The following is a 25,128-nucleotide window of genomic DNA, read 5'->3' on the forward strand; positions in this document are numbered from 1 at the left end:
GCGCGTACTGTTATAATAAGTGGATTAACATTAGGCTGTCTGTGGGGGTAAGGAATGACTGACGTTCAGAAAAGACAACAACAAATCCGCAATTTCTCGATTATTGCACATATAGACCATGGTAAATCGACACTGGCTGACCGTATTCTTGAGTATACAGGTGCACTTAGCTCGCGCGAAATGCAAGAGCAGGTGCTTGACCAGATGGATCTGGAGCGCGAACGCGGGATTACAATTAAACTGCAGGCTGTGCGTCTCACCTACCGTGCTGACGACGGCCAGGATTACTTGCTCAACCTGATTGACACACCGGGACACGTCGATTTCACCTATGAGGTTTCCCGCAGCCTTGCCGCCTGTGAAGGCGCATTGCTGGTCGTGGATGCGGCGCAAGGAATTGAAGCGCAAACGCTGGCTAACGTGTATCTGGCATTGGACAACAACCTGGAGATTCTGCCGGTTATCAACAAAATCGATCTGCCAAGCGCCGACCCGGAACGGGTTAAGCAGGAGATTGAGGATGTGATCGGACTGGATGCCAGTGAAGCGGTGCTTGCTTCTGCCAAAGCCGGTATCGGTATCAAGGAAATTCTGGAGCAGGTCGTCAAACAGGTTCCTGCACCGACCGGCAACTCTGAAGAACCGCTGAAGGCATTGATCTTTGACTCTCACTATGATCCGTACAAAGGCGTTATCGTCTATGTACGTGTTATGGACGGAAAGATCCGTACCGGTTCCAAGATCAAGATGATGGCAACGGAGAAGGTATTCGAGGTTATCGAAGTCGGGGCGTTTATGCCGCGCATGACCATTGTCGATGAGCTTAACATCGGCGATGTCGGCTTTATCGTAGCCGGAATCAAACATGTAGGCGACACCCGTGTCGGGGATACGGTGACGGATGCCAAGAATCCAACCCCGGAACCGCTGCCTGGTTACCGTAAGATCAATCCGATGGTATATTGCGGTCTATATCCGATCGAAACATCGGACTACAACGACCTGCGCGAAGCGCTGGAGAAGCTCCAGCTTAATGATGCGTCGCTCAGCTTTGAGCCGGAAAGCTCAAGCGCGCTCGGTTTCGGCTTCCGCTGCGGCTTCCTCGGACTGCTGCATATGGAGATTATTCAGGAGCGGATTGAGCGTGAATTCAATCTGCCGCTGATTACGACAGCCCCGAGCGTTATTTACCGGATTATGCTGACCAACGGCGAAATGCTTCAAATCGATAATCCGTCGCATTATCCGGAGATCGGTACTATTGATTACGTGGAAGAGCCGTACGTTAAGGCCGCGATTATCGTCCCGAACGATTACGTGGGTACCGTAATGGAATTGTGCCAGAACAAACGTGGTGAATTCGTCAACATGGAGTATCTCGATTCCAATCGGGTGACGATCACTTATCAGATTCCGCTGTCCGAAATCGTATATGATTTCTTCGACCAGCTTAAGTCAGGCACGAAGGGCTATGCTTCCTTCGATTATGAAATTTCCGGCTACCGCCAGTCCAACCTGGTGAAGATGGACATTGTCCTGAACGGAGAGCAGGTCGATGCCCTGTCGTTCATCGTCCACCGCGACCGCGCGTACAACCGCGGGCGGATCATTTGCGAGAAGCTGCGCGGCATCATCCCGCGGCAAATGTTCGAGGTGCCGATTCAGGCCTCTGTCGGCACGAAGGTTGTTGCCCGTGAGACCGTTAAGGCGATGCGCAAGAACGTTCTTGCCAAATGCTACGGCGGGGACATCTCGCGTAAGCGGAAGCTGCTGGAGAAGCAGAAGGAAGGCAAGAAACGCATGAAGCAGGTCGGCAGCGTTGAGGTGCCGCAGGAAGCGTTCATGGCCGTGCTGAAGATTGACGAGTAAAACTGTCTTAAAGGATGTCAATGGCAAGTGATCGCTCTGCAAGGGAAGCCGTCAGGCTTCCCTTTTGTGATAAGAGAAGTAAAGATATATGGTAAATCAAGGCCTTTCCAATATAAAGGCGTCAAGATTTCTTCACAATCAAGTCAGCTTTGCTGACGACTTTAGTATAGTAAGGAGACAGCTATGAACACAGAAAACAATGGCCGTCCCCCTGAGGCCGTATATATTCATATCCCGTTTTGCACGAACAAGTGCTTTTATTGTGATTTTAATTCCTATGTTCTGAAGGACCAGCCGGTGATGGACTATCTGCATGCCCTGGACCGGGAGATGGAACTGACGGTGAAGAACACCCCTCCGGGTGTCATCAAGACGATCTTTGTCGGCGGCGGAACACCGACGGTGCTGAAGCCGGACGAAATGGCCTACTTTCTGAAGTCAGTACGCAAGCATTTCCCGCAGTGGGATGAGAATATCGAGTTCACGATGGAGGCAAATCCCGGTACTACGGACAAGGATAAGCTAATGGTAATGAAAGAAGGCGGAGTCAACCGGGTTAGCTTTGGTGTCCAGGCTTTCCAGAATGAGCTGCTTAGCGGCATTGGACGGATTCATAATGTGGATGACGTGTACCGCAGCCTGGAAAATGCACGCGCGGTCGGACTGGATAATCTCTCTGTTGACCTGATGTTCGGATTGCCGAACCAGACGGTGGATATGCTTAGAGAAAGCATCCGCAAGGCGCTGGAGCTGGACCTGCCCCATTATTCCATCTACAGCTTGAAGGTGGAGGAGAACACGCTGTTCCACACGCTGTTTAACAAGAACAAGCTTCCGCTGCCAAGTGAAGAGGATGAGCTGGAGATGTACCTGCTGCTGATGTCAACGATGGAGGCCGCGGGCTACACGCAATATGAGATCAGCAACTTCGCCAAGCCGGGAATGGAAAGCCGCCACAATATTACGTACTGGCGCAATGAAGATTATTACGGCCTGGGCGCGGGGGCGCATGGATATGTGAAACGGCAGCGGCATATGAATATTAAGGGTGTTAATCCGTATATCGAGGCTTCGCGCAGCGGGCTGCCGCGGCTGGATTCCTTCCCGATCTCCGAACAGGAGGCGATGGAGGACTTCATGATGGTCGGTCTGCGCATGCGTGAAGGCGTGTCGGACCGGGCGTTCAAGGCTCAGTTCGGCAAATCGCTGGAGACTGTTTTTGCGGACTCGCTGCATAAAATGCTGCATGCCGGGCTGCTTGAGCAGGACGGGGATGTCTACCGTCTGAGCAAGCAGGGAATCCTGTTCGGGAATGATGTATTTGGTGAATTTGTCGGTGCTTTGACAGAGGTTTAATTTTAAAATACCCCTTGAATTGTAATTCACTCTGTTGTATATTTATTCATATTAACAACGAGGGGTGAGTCAAAGTGCTTGTCAAAACGGAAATGATCCGCCATTCGGTTCCTGCAGGAGATCAGAAGGTGATATGCAGAAATGCTACAGTGGAGGATGTTGAGCCGCTGTTTCTAATGATTGAAGAATACGCTCAGAGCGGTATCATGCTGCCCCGTTCCAGGCAAGCGCTGGCCCGCCAGATTGATCAGTTTGTGATCGCTGAAATCGGCGGCACATTTGTCGGCTGCGGATCGCTTTTCAGACTGGGCAATGATCTTGTCGAGGTTCGTTCCCTCGGTCTGCGTGATGAGGGTAAGGGCAAGGGAGTAGGCTCAATGATTCTGGAGAAGCTGACGGAAGAAGCAAGGCGTCAGGGGATTCCGAAGATTATGGCCTTGACCTATGCAGTTGATTTTTTCCTCAGAAACGGCTTCACTGTCGTAGAGAAAGAAATCTTCCCAGAGAAGGTATGGACCGATTGTGTCAACTGCAAGAAGCAGAATGCATGCGACGAAATCGCTGTGCTTAAGATGCTGAATTGACCGGGCCGCAAGTAGCCTGCAACATAAATATAGAAGCTGATATTAAGTACTCATTCCTGGATTGCACTGCAAGGTGTGGCAAGTGACCGGCAGACTTTCCGGGGAATTCAGGAATGAGTCGAATAATGACTGCACCCAAGATGCTGAACTGACTTGACAATGTCAAGGTCAGTTTGGTATTTTTGTATTAGTGGTTAGCACTCATCTGACCAGAGTGCTAACGAATCGGAGCCACAGCCGATAGGAGGGAATTACATGTTAACCGAACGCCAGAGAATGATACTTAACGCTATCGTTGATGATTATATATCTTCCGCTGAGCCAGTGGGCTCGCGCAGCATTTCCAAACGGGGGGATGTAGGTTATAGTCCTGCTACTATCCGCAACGAAATGGCCGACCTGGAGGATTTAGGATATCTCGAGCAGCCCCATACATCGGCAGGGAGAATTCCTTCCCATAAAGGCTACCGCTATTATGTGGATCATTTGGTGCCGTGGAATTCCGCCGAGTCGGCAGAAATGGGCACGATCCGCGCTTTTTTCGCAGAGAAGCTGAATGCGACGGAGCAGGTAATCCAACATGCGGCAATGATCCTTTCCAATATGACGAATTATACTTCCATCCTGCTGGGACCGGAGGTTTTTCATACATCATTGCGCCATTTTCAGCTGCTTCCGCTCGATGGCAACAACGCCGTGGCGATCATCGTTACAAGCACCGGACAGGTCGAGAACCGTACGGTTCAGATCCCTCCAGAGATTTCCCTCTCCGAAATGGAGAAAGTGGTTAATCTGCTGAACAGCAAGCTGGTGAACGTACCGCTCTATAAGCTGAAGAGCCAGCTCTATTCCGAGCTTGGTGAGGAAATGCAGCGCCACATCTCCCATTATGAAGAATTAATGAAAGTACTGGACACGGCGCTGGAAAGCGATCATGAACAGCGCATTTATCTCAGCGGGGCGACGAATATGCTGACCCAGCCGGAGTTCAAAGACGTCGACAAGGTCAAGAATATTCTGGATTTGCTGGAGGAAACGCCGACCCTGCTCAAAATGCTGGCCCCCGCATCCGGCGGAACCGGTATGCAGGTGCGGATTGGTACCGAGAATAAGCATGAGGCCTTCGCCAATTGCAGTCTGATTACCGCTACTTATTCGCTCGACGGCAAGGCGCTGGGAAGCATCGGCATCCTTGGCCCGACCCGGATGGAATACGCAAGAGTAATGGGCATACTGGGGATTCTGTCCCGGGATTTGACAGCAATGCTGGCACACTGGTATAAGTGAACAGAGTGTTAAAGATTAACGTGACTGATTTTAAGGAGGTGAAGACAACTTGAAAGAGGATCAAGTGCAAGATTCAAATGAAATTAAAGATCAGGCTATAAATGAGAACCAGGCAGCCGATGAAGCAGAAGCAGCACAGGAAACCGGTTCGTTTACGGGGGAAGAGACCAGCGGGGAGGCTTCGGGCAGCGGTGAAGCTGCTAAGCGCCTGCAGGATCTGGCTGAGGAGTATCAAGCGCGTGCGCTGCGTGTGCAGGCCGATTTTGACAACTTCCGCCGCCGTACGCAAAAGGAGAAGGAAGAGCTGGCGCAATACGCCACTTCCAAGCTGGTCGGTGAACTGCTTCCTGTACTGGATAATTTCGAGCGTGCACTCGCCACGGCTTCGGCAAGTACAGAATCCGAGGCCTTCGGCAAAGGTGTGAACATGATTTTCCGCCAGCTTGAAGGGGTATTGAAGTCCGAAGGACTTACAGCCATGGAAACAGTAGGACAGCCTTTTAACCCTGAATATCATCAGGCGATTATGCAGGTGGAGAGCGACGAGCACGAGGAAGGTATCGTGACGGAGGAGGTCCAGAAGGGCTATCTCCTGAAAGATAAAGTTCTTCGTCCCGCCATGGTCAAAGTCAGCATGTAGTCCTGTCTATATAGCCGGGTATCACCCTGCTGCATGATCGTCATAAATAACTAACTATTATAGGAGCTAGGGCTCCATATCATTTTTGAGGAGGCACATTACAGTGAGTAAAGTTATCGGTATTGACCTTGGAACCACCAACTCTTGCGTTGCCGTTATGGAAGGCGGCGAAGCCGTCGTTATCCCGAATCCGGAAGGCGCGCGTACAACCCCTTCGGTTGTAGGCTTTAAGAAAGACGGCGAGCGCATTGTCGGCGAAACAGCGAAACGCCAGGCTATTACGAACCCTGACCGTACAATTGCTTCGATTAAACGCCACATGGGTACGAGCCACAAAGAAAGCATTGACGGCAAAGATTACTCCGCACAAGAGATTTCGGCCATGATTCTTCAGAAGCTGAAATCCGATGCAGAAGCATATCTGGGCCAGACAGTAACCCAAGCGGTTATTACAGTTCCTGCATACTTTAATGACAGTCAGCGTCAAGCTACGAAGGATGCGGGCAAAATCGCCGGTCTGGAAGTGCTGCGTATCGTCAACGAGCCGACAGCAGCGGCGCTTGCTTACGGTCTGGAGAAATCCGAAGACCAAACGATCCTCGTTTATGACCTTGGCGGCGGTACGTTCGACGTATCGATCCTTGAACTGGGCGATGGCTTCTTCGAAGTAAAAGCAACCAGCGGTGACAACCGTCTCGGCGGTGACGATTTCGACCAATTGGTTATGGATTACCTCGTAGCAGAATTCAAGAAAGAGCAAGGAATTGACCTGAGCAAGGACAAAGCTGCTGTACAACGTCTGAAGGATGCTGCGGAAAAAGCGAAAAAAGAGCTTTCCGGCGTACTGACAACTACAGTATCGCTTCCGTTCATCACTGTTGTTGACGGAGTGCCTCAGCACTTGGAGATCAACCTGACCCGTGCTAAATTCGATGAGCTGACTGCCAGCCTGGTAGAACGCACACTGGGACCTACCCGTCAAGCGCTGAACGATGCTGGCATGACTCCGGCTGATCTTAACCGTATCGTACTGGTCGGCGGTTCCACACGTATTCCTGCTGTACAGGATGCTATCAAGAAGCTTACCGGCAAAGATCCGCACAAAGGCGTTAACCCGGATGAAGTAGTAGCCCTCGGTGCTGCTGTTCAAGCTGGCGTATTGACCGGCGACGTGAAAGACGTTGTACTGCTTGACGTAACTCCACTGTCCCTCGGTATTGAAACTGCAGGTGGCGTGTTCACGAAGATGATCGAGCGCAACACTACGATTCCTACAAGTAAATCGCAAGTGTTCTCGACCTTTGCTGATAACCAGCCGAGCGTAGAAATTCACGTCCTGCAAGGCGAACGCCAAATGGCGAACGGCAACAAGACGCTGGGACGCTTTATGCTGAATGAGATTCCACCGGCACCGCGCGGTGTACCGCAAATCGAAGTAACCTTCGATATTGACGCCAACGGTATCGTAAATGTATCCGCAACAGATAAAGGCACGAACAAGAGCCAGAAGATCACGATCACTTCCTCCAGCGGCTTGAGCGATGCGGAAGTTGAACAAATGATGAAGGATGCCGAACTGCACGCTGAGGAAGACCGCAAGCGTAAAGAACTGGTGGAAGCCAAGAACTCCGCTGACCAGCTCGTGTATTCCACAGATAAAGTGATCAAAGACCTCGGCGACAAAGTGGATGCTTCCGAAGTTGAGAAAGCAAACGAAGCCAAGGATAAGCTCAAAGCGGCACTGGAAACTGACAACCTGGAAGAAATCAATGCAGCTACAGAAGCGCTGACAGAGATCGTACAGCAGCTGTCCGTGAAGTTGTATGAGCAGGCTGCACAGGCTGAACAGGGTGCTGAAGGTGCTCCAGAGGGTGCAAAGAAAGACAATGTTGTTGATGCCGATTACGAGGTTGTTGACGACGAGAAGAATCAAGGGTAACCTTAAACGATAAATGTATTTCTGTAAGAAGGGAAGGTCAAAACCGGGGCATCCCGTGTTTTGGCTTTCCTTTTAACATGTTACAGGAATTATGGAAATTGATGTACGGAGGTGAAAGCAGTGGCAGACAAACGCGATTATTATGAGGTTCTGGGCCTCGGTAGAGATGCTTCAGACGAAGAAGTGAAAAAAGCGTACCGCAAAATGGCGCGCCAGTATCATCCGGACGTTAACAAAGCCAGTGACGCCGAGGCGAAATTCAAGGAAGTGAAGGAACCCTATGACGTGCTGAGCGACGGCCAGCAACGGGCGCGTTATGACCAGTATGGTCATATTGATCCTAACCAGGGAATGGGCGGCGGCTTCGGCGGAGGTGGAGATTTCGGCGGACTCGGCGATATCTTTGATATGTTCTTCGGCGGCGGGGGCGGACGGCGTGATCCGAATGCTCCGCAGCGCGGCGGCGATTTGCAATACACGATGACCATTGAATTCAAGGAAGCGGTATTCGGTAAAGAAACCGACATTACCATTCCACGCACGGAGTCCTGTGATACCTGCTTCGGCTCCGGGGCTAAACCCGGCACCAAACCGGAGACCTGTTCCGTATGCCACGGCAGCGGCCAGCAGGAATTCGTGCAGAATACACCGCTGGGACAAATGCGCAACCGCCGTCCCTGCTCCCATTGCAGCGGCACAGGCAAGATCATTAAGGAAAAATGTACGACTTGCGGAGGTCAAGGCAAGGTCAAGAAGCAGCGTAAGATTCATGTGCGCATTCCGGCCGGTGTCGATGACGGCGCACAGCTGCGCATGACCGGAGAAGGCGAAGGCGGCACACGCGGCGGCCCTGCCGGCGATTTGTACATTGTCATCCGCGTGAAGACCCATGATTTCTTCGTGCGTGAGAATGATGACATCATGTGCGAGGTTCCGCTTACGTTCGCTCAGGCAGCGCTTGGCGACGAGATCGAGATTCCTACTTTGACGGAAAAAGTAAAGCTTAAGATTCCTGCCGGAACACAGACCGGCACCTTCTTCCGTCTGAAGGGCAAAGGCGTGCCACGCCTGCGCGGCAACGGAACAGGCGACCAGCATGTCCGTGTCATCGTAGTCACTCCAAGCAAGCTAAGTGAAGAGCAGAAGGATCTGCTCCGCCAGTTCGCTTCTTACAATGGAGAGAACACACATGAGCAGGAGCAATCCTTCTTTGACCGTGTGAAACGTGCATTCCGCGGGGACTGATTTATTCACCTATGATAACCTTAATAGCCCCCTGTTTCCGCTGTGCGGAGGCTAGGGGGCTATTTTATTATGGCTTTAGCCAGTTGAGTACGCGAAGCGTGCGAAACAAAAAACCACCTGCTATGCGGGTGGTGTAGTGATGCTTATAGCAAAAAACCACCTGATGCGAGCGTTATAATAGGAGTGTTCAAGCTACTATGTATAACGAAAGGAGAAGGTGGTTTTTTGTGGCACAAGCCAGAGAAGGCATGGCACACACCAAATGGATGTGCAAATACCATATCGTATTCACCCCAAAGTATAGACGAAAGGTGATCTACAATCAATACAAGGAAAGTATCCGTGATATCCTAAAGCAACTCTGTGGCTATAAAGGGGTAGAGATTATCGAGGGACACCTCATGCCAGATCATATCCACATGCTGGTCAGTATCCCACCGAAAATGAGTGTATCTAGTTTTATGGGATACCTAAAAGGGAAAGGTGCGCTGATGATCTTCGATAAGCATGCAAATTTAAAGTATAAGTATGGAAATCGTCATTTTTGGGCGGAAGGCTATTACGTAAGCACCGTAGGACTCAACGAGGCAACAATTAAGAAATACATCCAAGAGCAGGAAAGTCACGATATTGCGCTGGATAAGCTGAGTGTGAAAGAGTACGAAAACCCCTTTAAGGGGTAGCCGGTAGTCCAAGCACCCCTTCAGGGGTAGGCAAAAGAGGCAAAGGCATAGTAGCTTGAACGAAGTGAAAGCCAGCGCCTTTAGACGCTAGCCGGCACCAGAGGCTTATAGCCTCAGAGCAAACCACCCGTTTGACGGGTGGTTTTGATTGTAATGGATGAAGTGCTTGAGACTTCACTTGCACACACAAAACGGCTGTACCCCCTTAAGTTTCAGGATGGTGCAGCCGTTTTTTTGATTTTTTAGTGAATGGTGATCTTAAGAGCGCAGATCCTCAAGCACTCGTTGCAGAATGGATGCTGCTTGCGCGCGGGTCAGGGTGCCTCCAGGATTGAAGGTGTTGGCCCCTACTCCTTTCAGGTAGCCCTTGGCTACCGCGAAGGAGATTGCGCCCTTGGCGGCGCCTGAAATCTTGCCTGTGTCCTTGAAGGTTAAGGCAGTGCTAGAAGTTTTGTCTGCACCTAGAGCTTCTGCAACAATGATTGCAGCTTCTTCACGAGTCAATACCTCACGAGATCCGCTCTCCTTGCTGCGGGACGACCAGGTATCTCCCTTGCCAAGCAAGCGGTCGAAGAGTGTCAACAATTCGGCCCGGCTCAAGGTATCGGATGGCTTGAAACTGCCATCAGTGCCTTTGCCGGCTACGATACCGTGAGCGGCCAGAATTTCAATATCTTCCTTGGCCCAGTGTGCGCCGATATCTTTGAAGCTTATATTGCGTACGGCAGTGCTGTAGGTACCATCAGCGGTAATGGTAAATTGCAACACCCCTTCTTTAGGAAGTGTACCTGCCTGCAGATAAGCCCATTTTCCGTCAGCATTTTGCTGATAGGCCGCTGTCTTGCGGACATCCTTTAGACCGTCTTTATTGAGGGCAAGCTGTAGAATCACAGGTTTTCCGGTAGTCCAGCCATTTTTGAGAATAAGAGTAGCAGAGCTCAGGTCAATGGCTGTGGTGCTTCCCGCCAGGGTGCCCGTATCGGCGCCTTCGGCAAGACCAAGGCTGAGAGTAAGCCCGCTGCCGGAAATGAAGCCGGGAAGTGTAGCTGCCGGAACGAGCAGCGTAAATCCAGTACCTGTGAGACTTAGCGCTTTGGCTGAAGTCTTAAGCTTCTCAGCCTGAGCTGCGGTAAGGGTAAAGCTCACTTGACCATATTTCGCAAAATCCACATCGCCGAGATCAAGTGAAACGGCTGTTTCGGATGCATTTTGCAGGGCGGCAGTCAAAGCCGCCTCGGAAATGCTGAGCACAGCCGTCGGCTTTCCGCCAGCAGGATCAGCCTTTTCTACCAGCTGCCCGGACTTAAGCGATGTGCCGGCAGCCGGAGCCGGTGTAGAGGCAGGTGAACCCGGATTAGCTGGTGAGCCCGGATTGGTTGGTGTTTCCGGATTCGTTGGTGTCTCCGGGTTAGTCGGTGTTTCCGGATCGGTTGGTTTAACCGGATCGTTAACGGTCACCGTCACTGTAGAATAGCTTGACGGAACGTTATCCTGTTTCTTCTCATTCCAGGTAAGCAAATCATTCAATTCAAAGGAATAGATCCCGGCAGTCTTTGGAGTGAAGGTGAACTGTACCAGTGAGCCGGTACCACTATATGCTCCTCCTTCTAATTGAACTGCATAAGATGTCAACTTCAGTCCGTCGGCAGACGGGGTAGTCGTATCCGTTTGTAACAATGGAACCCCCGGGAACTTTTGCTCCTGGTACGTAGCGAGCTGTACGCTCGGTGTAATTAACGGTGCAGCCAGCTTTTCATCGTAGACGATGTTGACTCCAGCGCCGTTCACACCATAGACCGCATCCGTTGCCGAGAAATACACATCTACCGTAACCGTTTGACCGGTTTCGATGGTCTGTGCTGAGAGTTTAGGAGCAACAAGAACACCGCCATTGGTGTTGTATACCAGATGCTGGCTGTAATCCTCTTCAGCAGCACCATTGCCCAGGGCATCAGTCACATAAACAATGTAATCATTAACGCCTTCATTGACCGGCACATCAATTTCGAAGTAACCGTCAGGGGCGATAACTCCTGGGTAGGCTGATACTTCTCCGTTTTCATCTTCGGCAAGTGCATACACGCTGAAGAGAGAAGACACAGGTCTGGAGGTGGAAATCAGATCGGCCAAAAGGTCAGAGTCAATGGTTGCACTAATATTGGCCACTCTTGCATCATCAGGTGACTCCAGCTCATATTCCTCGACTGCATATCCGGAAGAGAGCGGCTTCTCAGTATCTACTGTGAATGGAATGGCTTGATCAGTAAGCCAAATGTTGCCTTGCAGAACAGGCGTGATATTGTAGTGTCCATCCGGCAGCACACTTACTTTAGAGGTTGCAGGATCTGTTACCGTTCCGCCCCAATCCAGGAATTCATGCGCTCCCCGGTAGATGGTCCCTTGGGCGGAATACACATCACCGATTACCGTAGCCGGCGCATCTTGGGCCGTTACGGCAAACCGGATATTCTGCAGATCTTTGTTTACCGAGAAGTAGAAGCCTGTCTTATCGAACAGTCCGTCTCCGTTTGGTGAAATTTCGGCATCATCCAGGCTGAGCTGGTTTACTGGATCCAGATTGAATTTGTCGCCTACCAGAACGTTGAGCGGTAGACGCAGAACCTCAGCTCCGGAGGTAAGCTTCAGAATGCCTTCATAGGCTCCGTCCTGTGCTGTTGCGGAAACGCCCAGCACAACGGGAATATAACTGCTGTCTCCGCTTCCGGAGGTAATGACATTAGGTGCTGTGGACACCGAGATGTCACTAGGCTTGTTGGTCAGCCATTCAAGAGAAAGATTATAGCTCTTTCCGCTGTCCTTAAAGTTTTCCACATAGACGGCTTTCGTCACGCTTGCACCTTTCGGCTGCAGGCCGAAGGACAGGGAACCCGCATAATATGGAATTTCGGCAGAGCCTGGAAGGCCGCTGTAAAAAATCTCTCCTACCTTGGCGATAGAGCCTGCTTCAACTGATTTCACCAGATTGATTAAACCTGCTCCTTGCTGATAGAGGGAATAAGAGCTGCCGCCCCGGGCAAATATAGGATCAGCATTATTCATCAGCAGGGATTTGATCTGGTCAGGTGCAAGATCCGGGTATTTGCCCAATAACAGGGCAACAGCTCCAACCACATGCGGAGTTGCCATACTTGTTCCTTGCTTCAGACCGAAGGCGTTATCATACGTCTCGTCCGTGCTCTCCCAAATAGGTACGGTGGAATTAATACTTACACCGGGAGCAACCACATCCGGCTTCAGCAAATAGTCTGGCAGTCCGGGGCCGGTAGAGCTGAAATCGGCCAGCTGATTCTTTTCCGCTACGGGAACATAGCTGATTGAATTTCTGCTCGCGTTCAGCTCATCCTTGATCTTTTTGCCGTTCTCCTGATTGATGCCGAAAGTAGGAATATAGTCTCCGGGTGCTCCTAAAGTGGCGTTCAATTCACCGGTGGTATTGTTGGCAATCAATAGAACCTTGGCACCGGCAGCTTTGGCATTCAGCGATTTCGCGCCGAAGTTGATCTGTCCGCGGTCCACTAGTACTGCCTTGCCGGTAACATCGACATTTGCGAAGTCAGCCTCAGTGCCCAGGCCGGCATAAACGATCGTCAAGTCCGAGATATCTTCAGTCAACTCCGGGGAGTATGTGGAAATCAGGCCGGGGATACCTTTGAGATTACCAATATCAAAGAAAGGAATGGTGACCGGAATAGTAGAGGCGCCGACCGTAAGCGCCAGCTGTGCGCCGCCAGGGGAGCCCAGCGTCGATTCGTCAGGACCGGCGTTACCGGCAGCAATAATGACATCTACACCGGATTTCACGGCATTGTCAATCGCAATCGAATCGGCGGAATAACTTTGGTTCATGCTTGAGCCCAGTGAAAGATTGATGACATCCGCACCGTCCTGAACGGCGCGTTCGATGCCGGCGATGACATCCGCTGTTGTGCCGCTGCCATATGGACCAAGCACACGATACACATATAAATCCGCTTCAGGCGCTATATCGAGAATGGTGCCCGATACATGTGTACCATGCGAGGTATCGTAAGAGCGGGTGCCTTTGGGCGGTTTGGTGGGATCGGGCTCTGTTTCGTATGGATCGTTATCCTTATCCACCGCATCATAGCCGCCCTTATAATTATCCTTCAGGAGCGGGTGCTTATAATCAATACCGGTATCAACAACGGCAACCTGAACGCCTTTGCCGGTATAACCCTGCTCGTGAAGCTTGTCTGCTCCAATCAGTTCTCCGGTATCAGAGTAGCTGCGAGTTGCCGGAAGAGTGGCAGTGTCAGTGCTGTCTGCAAGCGCGTGGACTTCCTCATTCGGATAGATAGCCGCCACTCCAGGCAGCTTGAGCAGTTTGTCGACCTGATTTCCCGGCAAAGTCACTGAATATCCGTTAAATATGTCGCTGTATTCATTTTCAATAGCAGCTCCGAGCTGTCTTGCTGCAGTTTTGAAAGAGTTGTGTTCGGTAAGGATTTTGCTTCGTTGAGAGGTGGAGGAACGCGCAGCCGAGGTTTTGGCTTCACTCTCGTATACATTGACCGGCTTATGGGTCAGTTCAACAATCACTGTAACAGGAGCTGATCCGGCAGTTACTCCCGCATAATTTTGCGGGATCACCTTCTGGGCCTGTTCTAGGGTTGTTTGGGCAGATAGCCCTGAGGATGACTCAAGGGATGAGTTCGCAAAGGCGGAAACGGGAAACAATAGAGAAGCGGCCAAGCTGAAACTTGCTGCGCCAATACCAAATCTTTGAATAGAATGCCTTAATGGTTGTTTCAAAATAGCTTCATCCTCCCAAACATGAATTTAACTGCCGTGTGATTGCTGTCCTCCTTCTAAAAAATGGAATATAAATGAAAATTACATTTATTCTACAGGTTTAATCCGAAATAGAATATAGCACTTTTGTACCATATTATGGTGAAGTTGGCCCCGCATTTAAATTCCAGCCGGATAGTAGAATTAATAACAGCAGAAGCATAAAATAGGCTTGCCTGAGACAACCTAACCAAGCATCCAGTGTTATAAATTAAAGGCGAGAGCAGGGATATAATGTCGGAGAGATCTATATTAGCCTACTTCAAGGCTCCCGAGGAAGCCGAGGGCGTCTCCCGCAAGCTTCAGGCGCTGCGCGTCAGCGAGCTATCCATTGACCGTTTCAGCAGATTTGGCGGAACCGGGCTGCAGGCAAGCGTGAATCCGGTGACCGGCAATCTGGCAAGTATGGATTCCATGACCTCTGTCAGCCCGCACACAGGTATTTTGTCTGCAGCGCATACAAGCGGCAGCGGCATGAGCCACGGCGGTGACGGCGGACCGACAGGCCGGAATATTTTGCTGACAGTTATCGTGGACCAGAATTCCTATAACCAGGCATTGACCATAATTGAAGAGGCCGGCGGAATGGTCTAAGTCTTGACACATCAATACAAATCAGGAGGATGGACAACCGATGGATAGAGAAAACTCAAAGATCTTCTCTAAAACAGACAAGCAGAAGATGCTCTACGAAGCGAAATTGGAAGATGTGGAATTCTCAGCGGCGGAAGCGGATCAGGATGATCTGGAGGCGCTTGAGCGGTCACAGGAAGCCGATAAACGTCAGCTGCACGAAATTATGAAGAAGGAATAGCTGACAGGGGTACAGTACGAAGCGTATTAAATGAAGCGAAAGGAATGGCAAAGCTGCTACATCGGGATGCCCCACCAGTGTGGGGCATTTTTGCGCGAAACGGCAGGATGCCGGAATCCGCTTGTTAAATCAAATGGATAAAAGGGAGGCTGAAGATTCAAAAAAGTAAAGACTTAACATGTACATACAAGTGGCTTATGTTATAATGACTTGTATTACTCTATATAAGTAGCCTGAGGTGTACCATGACGGATAAACCGATACCGAAATATATGCAGCTAAAGGGTGAACTGCTGTCCTGGATGGAGTCCGGGCGGCTGAAGCCGGATGACCAGATCCCATCCGAGAATGAAATTGCCGTACAATTCGGGATGAGCCGACAGACGGTTCGCCAAGCGCTTGGCCAACTGGAGAAGGAAGGCTGGCTGTACCGCCTGCAAGGGAAGGGAACCTTTGTTGCCCGGCAGGAAACGCGGCCGCTGCAGACCAGCAGCATGATTGGCATGATGACGACACATATTTCCGATTATATCTTTCCTCATCTTGTACGCGGCGCAGAAGCGCAGCTTCGCGGCAGCGGATACAGCATGATGTTGTCGAGCACCGACAATGACAAGAATAAGGAGCGGGAGAACCTGGAGATGCTGTTGGGCCAGCCGTTCAAGGGACTGATTATTGAGCCGACCAAAAGCGCACAGGGCAATCCTAATCTGCCGCTGTTTCTGGCGCTTGAAATCCACCGTATTCCGTTCATCATGATCAATGAGCGGTATCCCGAGCTGCATTGTCCCTGTCTGAAGCTGGATGACGAAGCAGGGGGATTTATGGCTGCGGAGCATCTGATTGAGCTGGGCCACCGGGAGATTGCCGGTTTTTTCAAGACAGACGATCTCCAGGGAGCCAACCGGTTAAAGGGGTTTACACGGGCGCTGCACAAACACCGCCTTCCCCTGGGAGCGGATACCGTGACCCATTATACGAGTGAACAGAAGCATAGCGTGCCTTATGAAGCGGCATTAAAAATGCTGCAGGGACGCCAGCGGCCTACAGCCTTCGTCTGCTACAATGACGAGCTGGCAGTGCTGCTGCTGGAGGCCGCGCGCCAGACGGGATTAAGCGTGCCCGACGATCTGTCGATTATCGGCTTCGACGATTCAACGCTGGCGACGGCGACAGAAGTGAAGCTGACCACCCTAAAACATCCGAAAGAGCTAATGGGTATAGAGGCAGCCAACATGCTGATTGACATGATTGAGCGTAAAAGTGCGGAGCCGCCGAAGGACAGGATTTATAAGCCGGAGCTTGTTCTGAGAAGCTCAACGAAACGGCTGGAACAGTTAGACCGCAGTTGAATAACAGTAACGGAAGTCCGCACAGGGTGCGGGCTTTTTTCGCGTTTAAGTTATCTGGAATTTAAGGAATATATGTGTGCGGGTTGTTGTTGAGAATGGTTATCACTATAATGGTTTAAAATGACTATATCAAAGGAAGTGCCGGAATCAATGGATTGGAATGAACATCTGCTGGTGTGGAACCATGCGTCCGTCAAAGTGATGGATGTTCGCCGGGTGAGAATAGGGGAAGAGGAAGAGGAAGAACTGTATTCTTACCGCCTGCCAGCCAGCGCTTTTATCTATGTCATTGAAGGAGAAGTGGGGGTATGTCTTGAAGGAACGTTCCTTGAAGTCAGCGGTGCTTATGTTCTTCATGGAGGCAAGGGTATGCGCCTAGACATTGTGGTGGAAAGAGGGACGAGGTTCGAATATTATCTCATCTTGTACAAGGCTGTGGTTCCTGTGTCCGAGAGGAAAGATATCCCGCTGATTATGGAGCACAGCAACCCCTTTCAGCAGCAGTATGGGGTGCAGGCCACCCACAAACTGATGCTGTTCAACACGGCCCGGGAGATGGAAACCGTATGGAAGTCCAATGAAGGACTGGGGCGCTTGTACGTAAAGTCGCTGCTCTACAGGTTCGTTTATGAACTGCTGAAGCATCTGCAGCTTAAGGGGCATACCGCGGCCAAGACGGATCTGGCTGAGCAGGCCAAACGTTATCTCCTTGAACAATACAGACACTCAGTCACACTGAAAAGCACTGCTCAAGCTCTCGGGTGCAGTCAGGGGCATTTATCCAAGCTGTTTAAGAATAAGGTAGGTGAGAGTCCCATGCGTTTCTTAACACGTGTGAGGGTAGAGAAAGCGTCGCAGCTGCTGCTCAAAACAGAAGCGAATCTGCAGGGGATTGCCGAAAGTGTGGGTTATCCGGATGGTTATACGCTCAGCCGCAGCTTCAAAAAGCATATGGGTATCTCGCCCTCCAAGTATAGATCAGAAGGACTTCAGACAGCCGTAAATGAAGATATGCCATCCCCGGAGCAAGGATATGCCATTCAAAAGGATGAGTTTTGGTCTTATATTGATAATGATTATCATAATCAACAAGTGGAGGGGGATCATTTTCAGATGAGACAAAAGAAAAAAACAATAGCCGCCACAGCAATGCTGTGTATGGCCTTGCTGCTTAGCGCCTGCTCAGGCGGTTCGGCCGCCACGGGTAATGCAACAACTGGAGGGAACGCGCCGGAGGGGGCGGGAAGCGGCGGAGCTGCTACTTCTGCACCTGAGGATGTGGCGGACACCGGAACACGGACAATAACCACTGTACTTGGTGATGTAGAAGTGCCTGCCAATCCGCAGCGTGTGCTGGTCCAATACTTGATGGGTGATGTGATTGCTCTGGGTGTGCAGCCTGTTGGAATTTCTGAGGCGTATGATGGTGCGGCTTTTAAGGAAGAGGTAAAGGAAAGCACCGATCTGGGGCATTGGGCAGAGTGGGATATGGAAGCCGTCATGAAGCTGGACCCTGATCTGATTATCACGGCTGGTGAGGAGCAGGCCAAAGAGATGTCCAAAATCGCTCCGGCTATCTATGTGCCTTACGGGGAGATTACCCAGGAAGAAAGAGTAAGGCTGATCGGACAAGCACTCAATAAAGAGAAGGAAGCCGAGCAGGTGCTTGCGGATTATGATCAGAATGTAAAAGAATCTGTCCAGAAGCTGCTTGATGCCGGCTTTGGTGATAAAACGATTTCTGTATTTGAAGGCGGTAATGATTCCATGACAGTCATGGGCAAGTTGTTCGGAGCGGGCAGAATTGTCTACGATGTGCTCTCACTGAAAGCGCCAAAAGGTGTGCAAACGGGAATTATCGATAAGAACACTTATTCTGAATCAGTATCCCTCGAGGTGCTTCCCGAATATGCAGGGGATTATATCATTCGCAATACCTATGATGGCATGGATGATTTGAGCCAAAATCAGGTATGGAGCTCTCTGCCGGCTATCCAGAACCATCATCTGATCGAGATGGAATTCGGCTTAAGCTATTATACCGACATTTATTCCGCTAAGGCGCAGGTTAACTTTATTGTAAATGCACTGCTGGATTCTCCGCAGTCATAACAGCTTAGCCCACAGGCTTCGGCCGGTGGGCTCTTAACTATGAAGCTGTGAGAGACAGCAAATTACTGATGAAGGACGAAGGGTATGATGAAAGATGTGGATACAGATACATATGGGAAAAAAAGGGGAGTACCCTTTTCACTGCTGATGGCCGCAGGATTCCTGGCGCTCGTGCTGATAGTGGCTGCTTCCATTTCCTTCGGATCTGCTGATATGCAGTTGCATACAGCTTGGGCGGCGATTTTTAAATTCGATCCCGCTAAAACGGAGCACCAGATCATTCACAACCTCCGGTTTCCACGCACAATTGCGGATGTTATCGTCGGCTGCAGCCTGGCGATGACAGGAGCGATTATGCAGGGCACTACCAGAAATCCGCTGGCCGATTCGGGACTGATGGGCATCAGCTCTGGTGCGGGACTGGCAATGGCGCTTTGCATGGCTTTTTTGCCGGACCGTACTTATGCACAGACAATGCTATATGCCTGTCTTGGGGCAGGTGCAGCAACCGGGCTGACCTATGGAGTCGCTTCTTTAAGCAAAAGGGGGATGACCCCGCAGCGGCTTGTACTGGCGGGAATGTCGGTATCCATGCTATTTGCCGCGTTTAGCAGCTTTGTTGCCATTAAATACAACATCGGACAGGCCCTTACGTTTTGGACGGCCGGAGGGACAGCCAGCACCACATGGAAAGAGCTAAGCATTATCTCGCCGCTGTTTGCCGTCGGCGTGCTGGCTGCTATTGCTTTGGCCCCTTCGGTTACGCTGCTGAGTCTGGGAGATGATGTTGCGTCCGGGTTGGGGCTGCCAACCGGACGGATCAAGGGGATTTCCACACTTATTGTGCTGGTGCTGACCGGATTGTCGGTATTGATCGTCGGCCCCATCAGCTTCGTGGGCCTGATTATCCCGCATGTAGTCCGCTATATGGCGGGTGTGGATTACCGTTACATTATTCCGCTGTCCGGGCTTTATGGAGCGACCTTCATGGTGGGGGCTGATTTGTTCGGCCGGCTCATTAACCGCCCAAATGAAACACCTGTAGGGATTATTTTTGCAATCATCGGCGTTCCCGTTTTCCTCTATCTGTCACGCCGGCAAAAGGGGGAATTAGGATGAAGCAGCGTGCTTATACCGTTTCCCGGGGAATTGGTTTGTGCCTTCTACTAGTAGTACTGGTCATTCTGATTGTGGTGATAGGAATGAATTCGGGCCAAATGAACCTGTCTCCCATGGAGGTGCTGCGTGTACTGCTGCTGAAAGGAACAGACAAGCAGAATCTGATTGTCTTCGAATTCAGGCTGCCGCGGATCGTGCTTTGTATACTGGTTGGCATCGGAATGGGCGTTGCTGGGTCTATCATGCAAAGTTTGCTGAGGAACGACATGGCTAGTCCGGGAACGCTGGGTATCAGCTCCGGGTCCGGGCTGTTTGTGCTCATCTATATCGCGATTTTCTCCGTTAAAGGTGTTTCCTCGGCGATTGCGCTGCCGGTGCTGGCTTTTATCGGTGGCATGACTGCAGCGGTGCTGATCTTCTTGCTGTCCTACCGCCGGGGCAGGGAGATATCCCCCACTGGATTAATCCTTACGGGGGTAGCCATGTCAAGCGGCTATGGAGCGCTGTCGCTGATGATTACACTCCGGCTGGATCATACGCAGTTCGAATTTGCCCAGCGCTGGATGGCGGGCAGCCTCTGGGGTGATGACTGGAAATATATATATGTGTTGGCCCCATGGACAGTGCTGCTGGTGGGCTATGCGGTTTACAAGTCGCGGGTTCTGAATACACTCAATCTTGGCAATGAGACAGCGACGGGCTTAGGGCTTGCGGTAAAACCGGAATTTCTTGGACTTACTCTGGCTTCAGTGGCGCTCTCCTCCGGAAGTGTGGCATTGGGCGGCAATTTTTTCTTTGTCGGTCTGATTAGCCCCCATCTGGCGCGCAGGCTGGTTGGCCCGAACCACAAGCTTCTCCTCCCGGCCTCGGCGCTGACCGGGACGCTGGTGGTACTTATTGCGGACACAATTACCCGCACGGTCAGTTTCGGAACAGATATACCGACCGGCATCATCATCACTATGCTGAGTACACCTTATTTTTTGTATTTGCTGGCCAGGTCAGAATAAACAATGGGGAAGCAACCGTTGCTTGGATCCGTCCATTGCGGCTAAACAGGCTCTTATCATCTGGTACTAGGATGATGAAGCCTGTTTTTATTTGTATGTACCTATTCTCCGTTTTATTAAAAAACTATAGATTAATTGTACGTACAAGTGTATAATGAGGTGGCAAAGCAAAAGAACGATCATACCTAAGACCATAGGGAGGATTACGAATGTTGGAGCAATTGAAACAAGAGGTACTGGAAGCCAATCTTGACCTGCCCCGTTACAACTTGGTAACGTTTACATGGGGGAATGTCAGCGGCATTGACCGGGATAAGGGACTGGTGGTTATTAAGCCGAGCGGTGTGGAGTATGACAAGCTGCGCCGGGACGACATGGTTGTACTTGATCTGGAAGGCAATATTGTTGAAGGCAGCTACCGCCCTTCTTCTGATACAGCTACTCATTTGGTGCTATACAAGGCATTTCCGAACATCGGCGGCATTGTCCATACCCATTCACCATGGGCAACCGGCTGGGCACAGGCAGGCAGAGGCATTCCGGCGCTCGGAACCACCCATGCCGATTATTACTACGGTGAAGTTCCCTGCACCCGCCCGATGACGGACGAGGAAATCAAAGGTGCGTATGAGCTGGAGACCGGCAATGTGATCGTGGAGACATTCAAGGATCTGAATCCGGACATGATTCCGGGTGTGCTTGTACATTGCCATGCTCCCTTCAACTGGGGGAAGGATCCGCATAATGCGGTTCATAACGCCGTTGTGCTTGAGGAAGTTGCGAAGATGGCAACACAGACCTTCCAGCTGAACCCGAATGTGCAGCCGATGAGCCAGACGCTGCTCGACCGTCACTTCCTGCGCAAGCATGGAGCAAATGCCTATTACGGCCAAAGCTAATTACTATATATAAAGGAGAATTCGTACATGAGTAAAAAATATGCAATCGGCGTCGACTACGGTACCCAATCCGGACGCGCTGTGCTGGTAGATCTGGCCGACGGAACGGAAGTCGCGGATCATGTAACGCCTTATCCGCATCACGTGATTGACGAGATTCTGCCGGGAACCGGCAAAAAACTGGAATATGACTGGGCGCTGCAGCATCCGGCAGACTACATTGAAGTATTGAAGCGTTCGGTGCCAGAGGTAATCCGTGAGTCCGGCATAGATCCTGCGGATGTCGTGGGTCTTGGCATAGATTTTACCGCTTGTACGATGCTTCCGGTTAACGAACAAGGACAGCCGCTCTGCCTGCTTCCTGAATATCAGGAGAACCCGCATAGCTGGACGAAGCTGTGGAAGCATCATGCCGCACAGCATGAAGCGAATGAAATCAACCGCATCGCCGCTGAACGCGGCGAGAAATGGCTGCCGCGCTACGGCGGCAAAATCTCCTCCGAATGGATGATGGCCAAGGTTTGGCAAATCCTGGACGAAGCGCCTGAAATCTATGATGCGGCTGATCAGTTCCTGGAAGCTACCGACTGGGTGATCTCGCAAATGACCGGCAACATTGTTCGCAACAGCTGTACGGCCGGTTACAAGGCCATCTGGCATAAAGCGGACGGATATCCGGACAAGGAGTTCTTCAAAGCGCTTGATCCGCGCCTCGAGAACCTGACCGAAACGAAGCTGCGCGGGGATATCGTTCCCCTGGGAACAAAAGCCGGGGAACTGACTGCCGAGATGGCACAGCAAATTGGCCTCGTGGCAGGTACGGCCGTGGCCGTCGGCAACGTCGATGCGCATGCTGCTGTACCCGCTGTAGGTGTAGTTACCCCGGGCAAACTGGTAATGTCCATGGGTACCTCAATCTGCCATATGGTGCTGGGTGATACTGAACGAGAAGTTGAAGGCATGTGCGGTGTGGTGGAAGACGGAATCATTCCGGGATATTACGGGTATGAGGCTGGACAATCCGCTGTTGGCGATATTTTTGAATGGTATGTGGAAGAAGCGGTCCCTGCCTATGCGAAAGAAGCTGCGGCGGAAGAAGGCGTAAACATCCATACTTGGCTGGAAGCACGGGCTGCGGCCTACAAGCCGGGCCAAACCGGACTTCTCGCACTGGACTGGTGGAACGGCAACCGCTCCGTGCTCGTGGATACGAACCTGACCGGATTGCTGCTCGGCTGCACGCTGCTGACCAAACCGGAAGAAATTTACCGCACGCTGCTTGAAGCTACAGCTTTCGGCACACGCAAGATTGTGGATGCATTCCACGGAAACGGTGTAGCCGTTGATGTACTGTATGCCTGCGGCGGACTTCCGCAAAAGAACCGCCTGCTGATGCAGATCTACGCTGACGTTACCAACCGTGAAATTAAAGTGGCAGCAAGCAAGCAGACGCCTGCGCTCGGCGCGGCAATGTTCGGAGCAGTTGCAGCCGGTGCTCAAAAAGGCGGCTACGATTCGATCGTAGAAGCGGCAGAAAAAATGGCCCGTATCCGCGAAGAATCCTATGTTCCAATTCCGGAAAACGTAGCAGTTTACGAAAAGCTGTATCAGGAATATTCCAGACTGCATGACTATTTCGGCCGCGGCGAGAACAATGTCATGAAGCACCTTAAGGCGATTAAAGAGGATGTTACGGAATAGTACTTTGATACATTCGAAGTCAGTGTAGTACGAAATCATCCAGTAAAATTACGTTCACAACACTTTTAGGAGGTAATTACATGTTATCCATTAAACCTTATCAATTCTGGTTCGTAACCGGAAGTCAGCATTTATATGGCCCTGAAACGATCGAGGAAGTAGCGGAGCACTCCCGCCAAATTACCGCAGGCCTTAACTCGGACGACGCGGTTCCCTTTGAAATAGTATTCAAACCGGTTCTGACTACAGCGGACGAAATCCGCAAGCTGGCAATTGCTGCGAACAGTGATGAGAACTGCGGAGGGATCATCACCTGGATGCACACCTTCTCCCCGGCCAAAATGTGGATCGCCGGTTTGTCGCAGCTCCGCAAGCCGTTGCTGCACCTGGCAACCCAATTTAACCGCGATATTCCATGGGATTCCATCGACATGGATTTCATGAACACGAACCAGTCGGCACACGGCGACCGCGAATACGGCTTCATTGGCGCGCGTATGGGCATTGCCCGTAAAGTGGTTGTCGGCTACTGGGAAGACAGTGAAGTTAGAGGCCGCATCGGCGGCTGGATGAACACCGCTGCTGCCTTCAATGAGAGCCAAACGCTGAAGGTTGCCAGATTCGGCGACAACATGCGCTCGGTGGCTGTAACCGAAGGTGATAAGGTAGAAGCACAAATCAAGCTGGGCTGGACCGTTGACGGCTATGGTGTAGGCGACCTCGTGGAACGTGTGGATGCCGTTACCGAAGCGCAGATCGACGATTTGATGGCAGAATACGCGAAGGCGTATGACTTTGCCCAAGGCGGAGATCAGGATGGACCTGTGCGTGAATCCATCCGTTACCAGGCCCGGATTGAGCTGGGGATGAAAGCTTTCCTGGAAGAAGGCGGATATACAGCTTTCATTACTACTTTTGAAGATCTGCATGGACTGAAGCAGCTTCCGGGTCTTGCTGTACAGCGCCTGATGGAGCAGGGCTACGGCTTTGCCGGAGAAGGCGACTGGAAGACAGCGGCGCTTGTCCGCCTGATGAAGATTATCGCCGGCAACAAAGGCACCTCCTTCATGGAAGATTACACGTATCACCTTGATCCGGCCAATGAGCTGGTGCTTGGATCGCACATGCTGGAGGTCTGCCCGACCATTGCTGTCGACAAGCCGAAGCTTGAAGTGCACCCGCTCGGTATCGGCGGCAAAGAGGATCCGGCCCGCATGGTCTTCAACGGACGTTCCGGTGCAGCGCTGAATGCCTCGATCATCGACATGGGCAACCGTTTCCGCCTGCTTGTGAACGAAGTGGAAGGCGTTGAGCCTACCGAAGCTATGCCGAACCTGCCGGTTGCCCGCGTATTGTGGAAAGTGCAGCCAAGCCTGAAGGCAGGCGTGGAAGCCTGGATTCTGGCCGGCGGCGCGCATCATACCGGATTCTCGTATGTGGTGACTACAGAGCAACTGATTGATTTCGCCGAAATGGTTGGCATCGAATGTGTAGTCATCGACAAAGATACTAATACACGCTCCTTCCGCAATGAACTGCGTCTGAACGATATCGCCTGGAAGCTGCTCTAGTTCTCTCTATATTCGTGTGATGACAAGAAACGGGTACCGCGCTCGCCCAGAGTGCGGTACGTCCGTTTCTTCCTGTATATTGGACATCTGATAAAATGTATAAGGAAGCTTTTG

The 25,128-nt window shown here is 51.3% G+C and carries 18 protein-coding genes; 17 read left to right on the top strand and 1 reads right to left on the bottom strand.

Annotated features, from left to right (window positions below; all coding sequences use genetic code 11):
- Positions 1–54 precede the first annotated feature (54 nt).
- From lepA to tnpA, 8 genes are all read left to right on the top strand, one after another.
- Complete coding sequence (lepA, locus tag ACAN56_RS13460) at positions 55–1,869, top strand: translation elongation factor 4 (RefSeq protein ID WP_038595489.1); 1,815 nt, start codon at positions 55–57, stop codon at positions 1,867–1,869.
- A 183-nt stretch (positions 1,870–2,052) separates the two neighbouring features.
- Entirely contained in the window at positions 2,053–3,225 is a 1,173-nt protein-coding gene (gene hemW, locus ACAN56_RS13465; RefSeq protein WP_038595488.1) for a radical SAM family heme chaperone HemW, read from the top strand.
- A 92-nt stretch (positions 3,226–3,317) separates the two neighbouring features.
- Positions 3,318–3,809 (top strand): N-acetyltransferase, encoded by a 492-nt coding sequence (locus tag ACAN56_RS13470; protein ID WP_052092669.1) that lies wholly within the window; start codon positions 3,318–3,320, stop codon positions 3,807–3,809.
- A 255-nt stretch (positions 3,810–4,064) separates the two neighbouring features.
- Positions 4,065–5,096, top strand: a complete 1,032-nt coding sequence (hrcA, locus tag ACAN56_RS13475; RefSeq protein ID WP_038595487.1) for a heat-inducible transcriptional repressor HrcA — start codon at positions 4,065–4,067, stop codon at positions 5,094–5,096.
- Between the two features lie 49 nt (positions 5,097–5,145).
- Positions 5,146–5,736: a nucleotide exchange factor GrpE gene (grpE, locus tag ACAN56_RS13480; protein ID WP_038595485.1), complete on the top strand. Its 591-nt coding sequence runs from the start codon at positions 5,146–5,148 to the stop codon at positions 5,734–5,736.
- A gap of 103 nt (positions 5,737–5,839) precedes the next feature.
- Entirely contained in the window at positions 5,840–7,675 is a 1,836-nt protein-coding gene (dnaK, locus tag ACAN56_RS13485) for a molecular chaperone DnaK (RefSeq protein ID WP_038595484.1), read from the top strand.
- 120 nt (positions 7,676–7,795) lie between these two features.
- Positions 7,796–8,920, top strand: a complete 1,125-nt coding sequence (gene dnaJ / locus ACAN56_RS13490; RefSeq protein WP_379143376.1) for a molecular chaperone DnaJ — start codon at positions 7,796–7,798, stop codon at positions 8,918–8,920.
- Positions 8,921–9,168: 248 nt separating this feature from the next.
- On the top strand, positions 9,169–9,603 hold the full coding sequence (gene tnpA / locus ACAN56_RS13495; RefSeq protein ID WP_379143792.1) for an IS200/IS605 family transposase: 435 nt from the start codon (positions 9,169–9,171) through the stop codon (positions 9,601–9,603).
- A gap of 258 nt (positions 9,604–9,861) precedes the next feature.
- On the opposite strand, the gene ACAN56_RS13500 is transcribed toward tnpA, so the two are convergent.
- Positions 9,862–14,397, bottom strand: coding sequence for a S8 family serine peptidase (locus ACAN56_RS13500; RefSeq protein WP_379143378.1), 4,536 nt, complete (start codon positions 14,395–14,397; stop codon positions 9,862–9,864).
- A 273-nt stretch (positions 14,398–14,670) separates the two neighbouring features.
- Here ACAN56_RS13500 and ACAN56_RS13505 point away from each other — a divergent pair, with 273 nt between their 5' ends.
- From ACAN56_RS13505 to araA, 9 genes are all read left to right on the top strand, one after another.
- On the top strand, positions 14,671–15,030 hold the full coding sequence (locus ACAN56_RS13505) for a hypothetical protein (RefSeq protein WP_379143380.1): 360 nt from the start codon (positions 14,671–14,673) through the stop codon (positions 15,028–15,030).
- A 40-nt stretch (positions 15,031–15,070) separates the two neighbouring features.
- Complete coding sequence (locus ACAN56_RS13510; RefSeq protein ID WP_038595479.1) at positions 15,071–15,250, top strand: YfhD family protein; 180 nt, start codon at positions 15,071–15,073, stop codon at positions 15,248–15,250.
- Between the two features lie 245 nt (positions 15,251–15,495).
- Entirely contained in the window at positions 15,496–16,602 is a 1,107-nt protein-coding gene (locus ACAN56_RS13515) for a GntR family transcriptional regulator (protein WP_038595478.1), read from the top strand.
- A gap of 150 nt (positions 16,603–16,752) precedes the next feature.
- Positions 16,753–18,714 (top strand): ABC transporter substrate-binding protein, encoded by a 1,962-nt coding sequence (locus ACAN56_RS13520; RefSeq protein ID WP_379143383.1) that lies wholly within the window; start codon positions 16,753–16,755, stop codon positions 18,712–18,714.
- Between the two features lie 147 nt (positions 18,715–18,861).
- On the top strand, positions 18,862–19,833 hold the full coding sequence (locus ACAN56_RS13525) for a FecCD family ABC transporter permease (protein WP_231578511.1): 972 nt from the start codon (positions 18,862–18,864) through the stop codon (positions 19,831–19,833).
- On the top strand, positions 19,830–20,843 hold the full coding sequence (locus tag ACAN56_RS13530; protein ID WP_379143385.1) for a FecCD family ABC transporter permease: 1,014 nt from the start codon (positions 19,830–19,832) through the stop codon (positions 20,841–20,843). Before ACAN56_RS13525 ends, ACAN56_RS13530 begins: the two co-directional genes overlap by 4 nt.
- 209 nt (positions 20,844–21,052) lie before the next feature.
- Positions 21,053–21,742: an L-ribulose-5-phosphate 4-epimerase gene (gene araD, locus ACAN56_RS13535; protein WP_038595473.1), complete on the top strand. Its 690-nt coding sequence runs from the start codon at positions 21,053–21,055 to the stop codon at positions 21,740–21,742.
- A gap of 27 nt (positions 21,743–21,769) precedes the next feature.
- Positions 21,770–23,443, top strand: coding sequence for a ribulokinase (locus tag ACAN56_RS13540; RefSeq protein WP_038595471.1), 1,674 nt, complete (start codon positions 21,770–21,772; stop codon positions 23,441–23,443).
- An 80-nt stretch (positions 23,444–23,523) separates the two neighbouring features.
- Positions 23,524–25,014, top strand: coding sequence for an L-arabinose isomerase (gene araA, locus ACAN56_RS13545; protein ID WP_038595469.1), 1,491 nt, complete (start codon positions 23,524–23,526; stop codon positions 25,012–25,014).
- Positions 25,015–25,128: the final 114 nt, after the last annotated feature.

The sequence above is a fragment of the Paenibacillus paludis genome (genome assembly GCF_042610515.1).
In the GTDB taxonomy this organism is placed as follows: Bacteria; Bacillota; Bacilli; order Paenibacillales; family Paenibacillaceae; genus Paenibacillus_AQ.